Genomic DNA, 12,646 nt, shown 5'->3' on the forward strand with positions numbered 1-12,646 from the left:
CTAAATCTAATATCTTAATAACAACGATCTAAACCCTTATTCAAACTCAAAAATTAACAACTATGGCTGGTGTATCTAAATCTACTGACAAACTCGTAAATATCTTCGTATGCGTGGGCGCTGCGGTGGTAATCTTCGGAGCATGGGCAAAAATCCTTCACCTTTCTTTTGCCGACGTTATGTTGACCGTGGGACTTTTAACAGAAGCGCTGATCTTTATCGTGTATGCATTCTTACCGCCTCCAGGTGGTGAAATGGCTGCTCTCGCTGAAGCCCTGCCAAAGTTGTCTACCAATCCCGCTGGTAACCCTTCCCTCAACAGCCTCGACAAAATGATGCAGGAAGCGGATATCACTCCAACCAATCTGAAAAAACTGAGCGAAGGTTTCAACAAACTGGGAACTACAGTTAACCAGATGAAAGATGTTTCTGATGTGGTAGCTGCAACCAATGATTATGCATCTAAAACAAAAGAAGCTGCCGGTGCACTCGGACAAATGAAAGATGCTTATGTAAAAAGCGCCTCAACCATGGCCGTTTTCAACGAAGCTTCTGAAAGCACCAAGCAATTCCATACACAGGTACAGACCCTGACTAAGAATCTGGGATCTCTCAATACAATCTATGAACTGGAACTTCAGGATACCAACAACCACCTGAAAGCAATGAACAAATTCTATGGTAACCTGGCACAGGCTTCTGAAGCAATGCAGGGTAGCGTGGAAGATGCTAAGAAAACACAGGATCAGATTGCTGCATTAGCTAAAAACCTGGGTAACCTTAACCAGATTTATGGTAATATGCTGAACGCAATGCAAGGTCGCGCCTAAGCCAAGTTGATCGTACCCTTTATTGAAACTGTGAAAAACTAGATTGACAACATTTAAATCCCAGATCCATGGCCTTACCTAAAGAGCCCAGGCAGAAGATGATCAACATGATGTATTTGGTGCTTACCGCACTGCTTGCATTGAACGTATCATCGGAAATCCTGAACGCATTCAAAACCGTAAACGAAAGCATTTCCACTGCAAATGGTGTTGTAGATGAAAAAAATGCAGCTGTATTCACTGCATTTAAAGATGCAATGGAAGACCCAAAAACCAGACAAAATGCTGAAATCTGGCTGCCAAAAGCACAAGAAGCGCAAAAGCTTTCTGCTGAGGTGTCCAAGTATATTGAAAACCTGAAGCTTGAATTGAAAAAAGAGTCGAAAGGTGAAAACATCGGAACGCCCGAAGAGAAGTTCGCAATCGATAACCTGGATGCTTCTACCCGTATGCTGGTGGAAGGAAAACAGGGCGATGAACTGCTCGCCAAGCTGACCGAATTCAAAACAAAAATCTTAAACATTGTTCCTGAGCAGAAGGCGGCATTTGCCAAATCGCTGCCCATTGATCTGGAGATTCCAAAATCCCAGACAGGAAGCACTGTTAAAGCTGACTGGAAATCTTCTTATTTCCGCATGACCCCAACCATTGCTGCACTTACCATTCTGAGTAAATTCCAGAATGATGTTAAGAATTCAGAAGCAATCGTTGTTGATCATTGCTTCCAGCAAATTGGAAAGGTGAAATTTAAGTTGGATAAGTTCGAGGCTTTCGCCGGAACCAACTCCACTTACCTGATGCCTGGCCAGGAATTGCAAATCACTGCCGGTATCGGTGCATTTTCTACAGATGCATTGCCTTCAGTAACTGTTAATGGTGCAAGTGTTGCGCTGGGTCCTGATGGAACTGCGTTGTACAAAACAACCGTTAGCGGCGCTGGTGCACACAAGGTGAACGTAGTAGTAAACTACAAAGATCCTAACACCGGTGAAGATAAATCAGTTTCTAAAGTAGTTGAATATACCGTAGGTGTTCCTTCAGGAGCTTCTGTATTCCTCGAGAAAATGAACGTGGTTTACATGAGTGTGGAAAACCCGGTAATGATTTCTGCTGGTTCTGCCGGTAAAGAAAAAATGAACGTAAGCTTCACAGGTGGTGCAATCACTCCTGCAGGTGGCGATCGTTACATTATCAAGCCAAGCAAAATGGGCCCTGCTGAAATCAAGATTACAGTAGATGGTAAAACAAGTTCTTTCCCAATGCGGGTGAAATCTCTGCCTGATCCAACTGCGATGGTTGGTGCCAGCAAAGGTGGATCTATGCCTGCTGCCCAGTTCAAAGCAATGGGTGGTGTACTGGCAAAATTGATGGACTCTGAATTTGATGCCAAATACGATGTAATCAGTTACGTTGTTGGTGCTAATGGTGGTGCATTCCAGACCTACCAGCAGGCTGCTAACGATGGTCCACGTTGGAATGGAGGTGCTGCTGCTATTGTAAATAAAGCAACCCCGGGTTCCAGTGTGTTTTTTGATCAGATTCGTGTGAAAGGTCCGGATGGCCGTGTTCGTGAGCTACCCGGTATCTTCTTTAATTTGAAATAAGCAATTGACTAAAACAGGATAAAATGAAAAACCGTATCATTCAACTTTGTTTGCTGGCTGCTGTTATCGGCTTCAGTGCAGACAGTGTACAGGCACAGCGAAAGCCGTCCCGTAGCTCCAGCAAGCGAACAACTACCAAAAAAACCAGCACCAGTAAAAATAATACGGGCAATGCTGCAGCGATTACCCAGGCTCCGGCCGTGGATACAACGCCAAAAGCACCTGTTGAACCGGAGCTGCAATTGGGAGAAACCCGTAAGTCGCTGAGGAACGATAACGCCATCGAGCGTAACCTGGTAAAAGAACGTATTCCGCTGACTTACGAGCATATCCGGGAAGATGATGCGGTTTATCGTCAGCGTCTCTGGAGGGAAATTGATGTTCATGAAAAAATGAACCTGCCCTTTATGTACAAAGCAGACGAGGACAATGGTAACCAGCGTTTCATTAATATCCTGTTAGGTTCAATTAAAAGTGGTGAAGTCACTGCCTTTAATCCAACAGATGACCGTTTTACAACTCCCATTACCCTTAAGGAAATCACCAAACAATTGGTTGGTGAGCCCCTGACCATCCAGGTGCCTAACTGGGCGCAGGATCCGGACGGTTCTCTGGGAATTATGAAAGACAGTGTGATCGTCAACGAATTCAATGCAGAAGAAGTTGAGAAATACTGGATAAAAGAGGAAGTGGTTTTTGATAAGGAATCCTCCCGCCTGCATGTTCGCATCCTGGGTGTGGCTCCTTTGAAAACCATTAAAAATACCGATGGTTCATTCCGCGCCGTAACGCCTCTTTTCTGGGTTTACTACCCCGATATGCGTCCATTACTGGCCCGTTATGAAGCGTACAATGGTAAAAACTTCGGCGCCCGTATGAGTTGGGAAGAGCTGTTTGAAAGCCGTATGTTCGCCAGCCGTATCATCAAATCAACCCTTGATAATCCGGGTGATCAGTTCATCGAAGCCTTCATCAAAGATCCCATCCTTCGTTTGCTCGAAGGCGATAATATCAAAGAGAAAATCTTCAACTACGAACAGGATCTCTGGTCGTATTAAAAAAAAACTGGCAAAAAAAAACTGGCCCGTCTGAATTCAGACGGGCCAGTTTTTTTTGGTGAAAGGTGAAAGGTGAGAGGTGAAAGGAGAGGTGAAAGGAGAGGTGAAAGGTGAGAGGTGAAAGGTGAAAGGGGAGAGCATGCACCCGAAGGGTAACAAGAGATGTGATCAAATATGGCTCAGTATCCGGAGAGGCCAAATTACGCCGCCTTCGAATTACACCACCTGCAAAATACCCGCATATAAATTACCCTACTTGTAAATTACCCCCTCATGCAAAATATCCCGTATCCCAAACTAAGTCATCGTGCTAAAATGCCCGTTGCGTCAAATAACTCCACACGTCTACATTTTAATTGAAAAAAAATTTAACCACGGCTTAGATCAAGCTCCCTGATTTTCACCTTTCACCTTTCACCTCTCCTTTCACCTTTCACCTTTCCTTTCACCTTTCACCTTTCCTTTCACCTTTCACCTTTCACGTTTCACCTTTTTGTCCGTTCGTCGAAATACCTAAAAATACCCCTATCCGGGTATTGGCTGAATGGAAAATTCATCTACCTTTACCTCGGTTTTTCATAGGATATTGGATTTTAAAAACGGGGCTGGATTTCTATCCTGGCCCCTTTTTTTTTACAACTTCACATTACGGCGCCAGAATTCTACCAGTGCCATCACCATTTTATTAAATTCATCCGCTTCCGTTGGTTTTGTTAAATAGGAATTTGCATGGGCAGCATAAGCCTGTGTAATATCAAGAGGAGAGGAGGATGTAGTCAGTATCACTACCGGAATAAAGGTCAGCGATGGGTGCTTTTTGATGAATTGCAATACTTCATGACCATTCCTGCGTGGCAGGTTTATATCAAGTAAAATCAGATCAGGTTTCTTTGAAGAGGGTTCTTCCAGCAGTTGTTCTATCAACTCAATGGCTTCCTGCCCATTTCTTGCCACATCTATCCTGCACCCCGGCTCATATTCCAGGATAGATTCTGTCGTCATCAGGATATCTCCCTCATTATCTTCAATTAATAAAATGTGGAATTCTTTCATTCAGGGTGTTTTGTTAATTCAATATAAAAACGGCTGCCTTCTCCTTCTACAGATTCAACCCGGATACTTCCCTTGTGCCGTTCGGCAATTTTTTTGCAAATAGCTAAACCAAGGCCGGTTCCTTCGTATTGATCCCGGTTATGCAGCCGCTGGTAGGGTTGAAATATCTGTTCAAGGTAAGCGGGTGAAATCCCGATACCATTATCGCGGATACAAAACCTGTAACCGCCTGCTGTTTCCTCTGAACGGATCTCCAGAAGGGGCGCCACACCAGGTTTACGGAATTTCAATCCATTTGAAAGCAGGTTTAGAAAAAGCCGGTACAGCCAGCTTTCATTCCCCCATACCTTTATTCCGGTCAAATCGGCAACCTGCATGCTGGCGCCGGATGTTTCAATACTGATCCTCAGATCGCGCAATATGGTAGCAATCAATTCCTTCATGGAAACTGCCTGCATTTCGTAGTTTTTTCCTCCTGCTCTTGAATACTCCAGAATATCATTGATTAATACCTGCATTCTGCGTGCGCCGTCTGCTGCATAATGCAGGTATTCCTGGCCTTTGCCGTCCAGTTGTGGACCATATTTTGTTTCCAGCAACTCTGTAAAACTTTTCACCATGCGAAGCGGTTCCTGAAGGTCATGTGCCGTTACCGAAGCAAATTGATTCAGTTCCAGATTTCTTTGCTGCAAATGTTCGTTGATTTCTTTCAACTGACGGGCAGATTCAACGGCGGCCGATACATCAATAATGATGGCAGTAAACACTTTTTTATTACGGAACTTCATTAACTGTAAATGAACTTCCACATGGTAGATGGAACCATCTTTCCTTCTGTGCACTGTGTTAAAAAGAATCAGATCCTCTTTACCAGAGCGAAGGGGAAACACCAGTTCATTGAATCGTTCCAGATCATAAGCAGGTTTGATATCCAGCGGAGTCATCTGCTGCATCTCTTCCTGGTAATAGCCAATATTCTGCAAGGCCCCTTTATTTACATAGTCAAACAAAAAGGTTTTCTCATCAAAAATGTAGATCTCATTCAAACTGTTTTCAATGATTCCGGCTAATTGGGTATTCTCCCGTTCTGCCAGGGCACGCTGGGTTATGTCCTGCAAAACACCTCTGCGTATCACGTTGTCGCTAACCGGATACTTACTCGGATATCCTTCAATCTGCAAAATTTTTTCATTTCCATTGGCTGTTTGGATCCGTACCTGCCTGGATAAACGGTTGGCAGAACCCGCCTCCTGCAACCAGTGCCGGATAATCTCCCGATCCTGAGGATCAATTACCTTTTCCAACACCCAGTCAAGATTGGGTGCTGCCTGTTCAGCAGGCCATTCAAACAGGGCATACATTCCATTCGACCAGATCAATTGTTTTTTTTCCGGCTGCCATTCAAAATAACCACCCTGCAAGAGTTGTTCCGATTGCTCCTGCCGCTCTACTATTTCCAGTAAATGCGCTCTTTTCTTTGCCAGGCTTTTTTCCGTTGTTCTGAAATAAAGCCATAACATCAGCAGCATTAAAAAAGAAACCACAAAAAGTACAAGGAAACCAATGCTATTTCTGTTCCGAAGTTGTTTGACGGTCCTAAGCAGGTGGTCAAAGCGTTCTGAAGAATCCTGTTTGAGTTCCTGTAATATGGTGTTTATATCCTGCCTGAATAAACGAAATCCATCTTCCAAAAGAATAGTGGCAGCAACATCACGGCCATATTTTGTATAAAAAGTATCAATTCTGATCAGCCGGTCATTTGCCTCCGCTAAAAGAAATTCCAGCTTTTGATAGGTGGCTTCCTTGGTAATTGGGCGAGATAAGCTGCCAACCAGACTATCTACCGTTGCCATTTCAGCCAATGCCTTTTCCATGGAGCTATGCTGGCCGGTTATGAGATAATCACGCACGTCAATTCCTGCACGGTTAATATTTGATTGTATCAGGTGAAAACGTTCTTTCTGTTCTTCTTCCTGATAGATTTTTTTATTTACTTCAATCTGTTCCCGATACCCTAGATAAAACAATACAAAAGAGGCAATGATAACCAGGGCCGCTGCTGCCAGGATGGTATAGGTTCGGGTATGGTGGTTGGATTGTATCAAAGCCATCATTTGGGTATCGTGAAATAAAAGGTGCTGCCTTCTCCAACAACGGAATCCAGCCAGATTTCTCCTCCCTGCCAGTCAATAATTTTTTTGGCTATGGCCAGGCCCATTCCCGACCCGGGAATTTCCGGCGTGTAATTCAATCGCTGAAAAATCACAAAAACTTTCTCCTTAAAGCCCGCTTCAATTCCAATTCCATTGTCCTGTACCGTAAACTTCCACTGCTGGTCCTCTTCTTTACAGGAAACATGTATCACCGGTTGTTTGCCTGGCTGGCTGTATTTGATAGCATTGCTTACCAGATTTTGTAGTACCTGTTGCAGGGGTATTTTATAAGTAGGTACACTGGGCAGGGGATCAATTATAAGCTGGGCAGATTTTTCCTGAAGCTGATTTTGCAACAGTTGCTCCACCTCTTTCATTACAAGATTGGCATCCACCAGTTCTCTGGTGGTATTCATTCTGCCAACTCTGGAATACTCGAGCAGGTCAAGGATTATTCCCCGCATTCGTTTGGCACCATCTACCGCAAAATAGATATACTGGTTGGCTTTTTCATCCAACTGGGGACCATATTTTTTTTCCAGCATGGTCAGGAATCCGGTAATCATACGCAGCGGTTCCTGCAGATCATGAGAAGCTACAAAGGCAAATTGTTCCAGCTCTGCATTGGAACCCGCCAGTTCATGGTTGATGCGTTTTAATTCCAGGTTCAGGTTCTTCAGAGAGGATTCAAAATTTTTTCGTACACTGATATCCGATAATGCACCCACCATTCGTGTTACTTCTCCATTCTTGTTTCTTATCAGGGTGCCTTTATTGGATACATAGGCATAACTGCCGTCTGTTCTGCGAAAGCGGAATTCAATATCGATATGTTGATGTGCCGCATCATTGGTAACCTGCTCAATGTTCTTCATCAAAAGAGGAAGGTCATCCGGATGTACCATGTCTTTCCATTCCGAAGGGTTGGAACCTTCCGGTTTTATATTGTAGCCGAAAATTTTTCTGAAGCTGTCATTCCAGATCAGTCTGTTTTGGGTAAGATCCCAATCCCAGATGGCATCATTGGTTGCGGAGGATACCCGTTCAAACCGGTCATTGGCTTCTTCCAGTTGTAATTGAACCAGTTTCTTTTCGTGGATATCCTGAATACTTCCATATATCCGAACACATCTTCCCTGATGAAAACTTGCCTGCCCAATCAAACGAACCCATCTCGATTTGCCTTTTGCCGTACGGATTTCAACTTCAATATCCCAGGGCTTCTGATCAAACAGGGCCGCCTGTAGCAGTCTTCTAACCCTTTTCTTGCTGCTTTCCCGGATGTATTCCAGCCGGTTATTCAGCCGAAGTTGAAGACCCTCTTTTAACTCCAGTAGTTGCCGGGTAATTTTTGAGCAGAATATATATTTATCGCTCATGTTGATTTCCCAACTTCCGACTCGGGCAAGTTTTGATGTGTTGTCAAATAGTTCCTCCAGTTCCTTCATTTCAGTAATATCCCGGCCATAGGCGAATGCAAAATTTTCTTCTCCAAACACCTCTGAAGTACTCCAGGATATCCACCGGTGTTCGCCGGTTTTGGTGATATACCGATTCACCAGATTAACTGCTTTTTTATTGAGAGGAATGGTTTCGCTAAACACTTTCAATGTGTGTAATACATCATCCGGATGAACGAAATTATGGAATGGTTGTCCGGTTAGCTCCGCACTGCTATACCCCATAATAGTACAGAATGTCGGATTCACTTTTGTAAAATAGCCTTCAGGTGAAACAATTGCCAGAATATCCGGCGCACTATCAAAAACCAGCCGCATTTCTTCTTCCTGTTGCTTGCGTTTGATTTCTGTACCGAGGGAGAATTGAATGGATTCCAATACCTGAGAACTGATTTCTTCTTCTTTGTTATTGGAGGTTCTGCCCAATACCATTGTTCCTAATAACTGATCATTATGCAGGAGTGGCAGACCTATGATGGTTTGAATTCCGATTTCTAATGCAGCGTCTTTTCGTAAAAAATCCTTCTCTATTCGTTCCTGATCCCATTGTTCCAGTTCACGGCTTTGCCAGACCAATCCTGGCATTCCCTTTCCAAAAGGCATTTCCAGAACAGCACGATCTTCCCTGTAAAAAGACGCTTCTGTTGCTGCATTTGAATAATAGGCTGCCAGTTGCATTTTATCCTGCCTTGTATTTAATAACCAGGTTTCCGCCAGTATAAAGGAGCCTTCTCTCGCAAGGTAATCAGACACTTGCTGCAAGATGACTGGTAAGGATTTATCGGTTTTAAAAAACTGGATGATCTCCTGTTCAAGTTGCTTTTTGAATAAGGCAAGTTTGGTATCTGTTTTATCACGCAAGGAACCGATCATTCGAACCGGCCTGCCTTTTTCGTCGCGAATCAGGTAAGCTACTTCTTCCACATATGCATACCCGCCATCCGCTTTTCTGAATCTAAATTTATTCATCCAGCTGAACTGGGTCGGATCATTTAAAAACTGCTCCCAACGTAGTTGATCTTTCTCGGCATCGAGGTGATGTGTCAATGAAATCCAGTTAGCAAGCCGAAATGGGGCAGCTTGTTGAGAGTACCCAAACAAACGATAAAATCCTTCCCCCCAATAGAAACTATCTTCAAGAATATCCCAGTCGTATAGCGCATCATTGCTTGCTTTGTAAATTAACTGATACCGTTCATTATTCAACTTCAGGTTTTGTTGTGCTTCCACCAATGAAGTTATGTCGATGCTGTTTACTACAATTCCTCGTACTGAATCTGTTCCCAGCAGGTTGGTTCCAACACTTTGCAGCCAACACCAGGATCCATCCTTTTTCTTATAACGATAGGGTGGGGCCTGAACACTCAGCTCCGCTCCAAGTCTTTGAAAAGCTGATAAAGTAACGGCAAGATCTTCCGGATGAACCAGCTCAAAGGAATTGGTTCCCATTAGTTCCTTTTCCGTATAACCAAGCATGGCCGGAAAATTCGGACTTAAATAACGATACTCCCCGTTAGCTGTAAGGATTACACAGAGATCTGTTGCACCTTCAATTAAAGTGCTGTAATTCTGTAAGGATTGCTGTATGCTTACAGGCTGGATGGAACAGAGTATTTGTAATTCTTTTTTCTCTGAAGCAGGTAGCACGCTTAATTCCAACTGCACCTGGGAAGCATCCTGTTTACAGTTGGTTACTAATTTTTCTTTTTGATTGGATTGGGCAAAAGACGAATGACTGCTATCAGCCCATATTTTATTGGACCAGTCAAGCAATGCTGAATTACCGATTAAGTAATCTCTATCATAATCCTCTTCCTGAAAGGCTTTATTCGTATGTGTAATGCACAATGGTTCTCCTTCAGCGATACGCAATACCACAGCCGGAAATGGAATCTCATTGAGAAAAAAGTCGACCATTTGCATGCAATCTACAATATGCTTTTTAAAGGTTATCTAAATGGAAAAACTTGGAATAATATCTATAGCTGCCCTAAGGGGAACATAGTAGGTTTTCAGGATTTACCGGCATGAAAATACTCCCAAACCAGTTTAGCCTTTGCCTTTCCTATTTCCTGACTGATTTCTTCCAAACTTCGTTCCCTTATTTGGGTAATGCTTCGGAATGCCCTTAATAATTGGGTGGCCGTTGATTTTCCGATTCCCGGTATGGTTTCCAATTCGTTTTTGAAAGTTCCCTTGCTTCGCTGATTGCGGTGAAAACTTATTCCGAACCGATGCACTTCATCGCGAATGCGCCGGATCAATTTTAATGACTCACTGTTATAGGGTAATCTCAATGATTCGGAATCACCCGGGAAAAACAGTTCTTCCTCATTTTTTGCCAGTCCAACCAGGGTCATGCTGCCCGTTAATTCCAGTTCTTTTATCGCCTCCATTGCTGCACCCAGCTGTCCTTTACCTCCATCAATAATAACTAATTGCGGCAACGGACTTTGTTCGTCTTTCAAACGCTTATACCGCCGGGTTACCACTTCTTTCATCGTTGCAAAATCATTGATACCTTCAACGGTTTTTACATTGAAATGACGATAGTCTTTTTTACTGGCAATTCCTTCCTTAAAACAGACCATTGCCGAAACCGGAAAAGCTCCCTGGAAATTGGAATTGTCAAAACATTCTATATGCACAGGCAATTCCGGCAACTGCAAATCTTCCATCAGCTGATACAGTACCTGCTTCTTTTCGAAGTCGGATTTACCTTCAAGATGAAGGGTTTTTTTTCTTCTTATTTCGTCCTGGAAATAATTCACATTTTTCTGGGAGAGCTCCAGCAGTTTTTTCTTGTCTCCAGCTTTTGGAACAGTAATCGTCAGCACATCTTCTTCAATGGATTCTTCCTGCCAGTCGGGCAATTCAAAAGGTACAATCAGTTCGGTTGCAAAACTATTAAAGGAGGCTCTCAGTTGTCCGATTGCATACCGTAATACCTGCTCTTCTGTTTCATCCAAATGTGTTTCCAGCTGAATGGTATGCGTTTGTACAATTGTTCCATGCTGCACCATCAGGTAGTTGACATAGGCAATATCACCGTCTTTTAAAATCGAAAACACGTCCAGGTTGCCGAGGTGTTTGCTTACAATGACAGAACGCGACTGGTATTGCTCCAGGTGTTCCAGTTTGCGTCGCATCATCTCTGCTTTTTCAAACTGAAGATTCATGGCATACTGTTGCATCTCCTGTTTGAATTGTTGCATTACCGGCCCCAGATTGCCCTTCATAAGATTTCTTAATTGCAAGAGGCCATCCCGGTATTCTTCTTCGGTTTGCAATGCCTCACATGGACCTTTACAATTGCCTAAATGATATTCCAGACAAACTTTATATTTCCCCTTTTGAATATTGGCACTGCTCAGGTTCAGCTTGCAGGTTCTGAGCGGAATGGTTAGTTTGATGAAATCCAATAGTTCCCGCACTTTTCCAACAGAAGTGAACGGGCCCAGGTATTCCGATCCGTCATTGATTTTTTTCCTGGTAAAAAATACCCGCGGAAACGGTTCTTTTTTTATAACCAGATAAGGATAGGTTTTATCGTCTTTCAGATCAATATTATAGCGGGGCAGGTACTGTTTGATTAGTGCATTTTCAAGAAGAAATGCATCCTGTTCGGAATCTACAATCGTAAATTCAATCCGTGCTATCCGCTGTACCAGTTCATGGGTTTTATAACTGGTAAATGTTTTTGAAAAATAGGAACTGATTCGTTTGCGAAGGCTTTTCGCCTTACCTACATACAGCAGGGTATTGCCACTGTCGAAGTATTTGTAAATACCGGGCGACAATGGAATGGTTGAGGATATTTGTTGAAATTCTGCGGCTGTCATTCCTTATTCAGTTGGATCCCAAACCACTTTTACCTGCGAAAGAAGAGGCTCGCCAGTTCCTGTTGTTTTGGTCCGCATGATTTGATAATAATGACCATCGTTCCAGAATAATTTTTCCTGCACCAGGGTGTCACCATTCATAAAAGATTTCTCAAGGTAGATCGTGCGCACTTTATCAGAAACGGAAGGATCGGGTTTCAATACCACATCTACCCGTTTCAGGGCCATTGTTTCTTCTTTTGACGTATAATTAAATGTGATGCTGGGTATCGACTGATCTGCGAAACTGCTTTCAGTGAAAAAGCCGGCCACTTCCGGATCAGCAAGATCAGGTTCCATAAAGGGAGCTGCCAGATTCGTGCATTCTGCCGTAGACAGTAGGGCGGTATCAGTTCCCTCTGCACCGGATTTGTAAAGGGTCACCGGCAATTGAAGAGAGTCTATCTCCTTCAGCTCCGACCGGATATAATCCGCAACCGGAAAATGTGCGGTTCTTTCTGTTGATTCCTGATCTGTTGTACTGGTTTTGTCCTTACAGCCAACCTGCAACAATAGCAGCGTCAACCCCGACAAATAAATCGCTCGATATGAAAATTGCATGTCCGAAATTACGAATTCCTTTTCACCCGCCGGGTGCCACCGGTCG

8 protein-coding genes are annotated in these 12,646 nt (G+C 43.5%); 3 read left to right on the plus strand and 5 right to left on the minus strand.

The window, feature by feature from the left end:
* Positions 1-62: 62 nt before the first annotated feature.
* From gldL to gldN, 3 genes are all read left to right on the plus strand, one after another.
* Positions 63-830 carry a gliding motility protein GldL gene (gldL, locus tag B2746_RS14100; protein ID WP_290795138.1) on the plus strand — a complete coding sequence of 256 codons (768 nt, stop codon included), beginning with the start codon at positions 63-65 and terminating at the stop codon, positions 828-830.
* 68 nt (positions 831-898) lie between these two features.
* Complete coding sequence (gene gldM, locus B2746_RS14105) at positions 899-2,434, plus strand: gliding motility protein GldM (protein WP_290795140.1); 1,536 nt, start codon at positions 899-901, stop codon at positions 2,432-2,434.
* A gap of 23 nt (positions 2,435-2,457) precedes the next feature.
* A complete protein-coding gene (gene gldN / locus B2746_RS14110; protein ID WP_290795142.1) occupies positions 2,458-3,492 on the plus strand; it encodes a gliding motility protein GldN in 1,035 nt (344 codons plus the stop codon).
* A gap of 633 nt (positions 3,493-4,125) precedes the next feature.
* On the opposite strand, the gene B2746_RS14115 is transcribed toward gldN, so the two are convergent.
* From B2746_RS14115 to B2746_RS14135, 5 genes are all read right to left on the minus strand, one after another.
* On the minus strand, positions 4,126-4,545 hold the full coding sequence (locus B2746_RS14115) for a response regulator (RefSeq protein WP_290795144.1): 420 nt from the start codon (positions 4,543-4,545) through the stop codon (positions 4,126-4,128).
* Positions 4,542-6,650 (minus strand): sensor histidine kinase, encoded by a 2,109-nt coding sequence (locus B2746_RS14120; protein ID WP_290795147.1) that lies wholly within the window; start codon positions 6,648-6,650, stop codon positions 4,542-4,544. The genes B2746_RS14115 and B2746_RS14120 overlap by 4 nt, the downstream gene beginning before the upstream one ends.
* Before the next feature lie 5 nt (positions 6,651-6,655).
* Entirely contained in the window at positions 6,656-10,075 is a 3,420-nt protein-coding gene (locus B2746_RS14125) for a PAS domain-containing protein (RefSeq protein ID WP_290795149.1), read from the minus strand.
* 95 nt (positions 10,076-10,170) lie between these two features.
* Positions 10,171-12,000, minus strand: coding sequence for an excinuclease ABC subunit UvrC (uvrC, locus tag B2746_RS14130; RefSeq protein WP_290795151.1), 1,830 nt, complete (start codon positions 11,998-12,000; stop codon positions 10,171-10,173).
* Between the two features lie 3 nt (positions 12,001-12,003).
* Positions 12,004-12,646 (minus strand): hypothetical protein (locus B2746_RS14135; protein ID WP_290795153.1); only part of this gene is annotated, 643 nt, incomplete at its 5' end.

The sequence above is a fragment of the Flavihumibacter sp. UBA7668 genome (assembly GCF_002483205.1).
Taxonomy (GTDB): Bacteria; Bacteroidota; Bacteroidia; order Chitinophagales; family Chitinophagaceae; genus Flavihumibacter.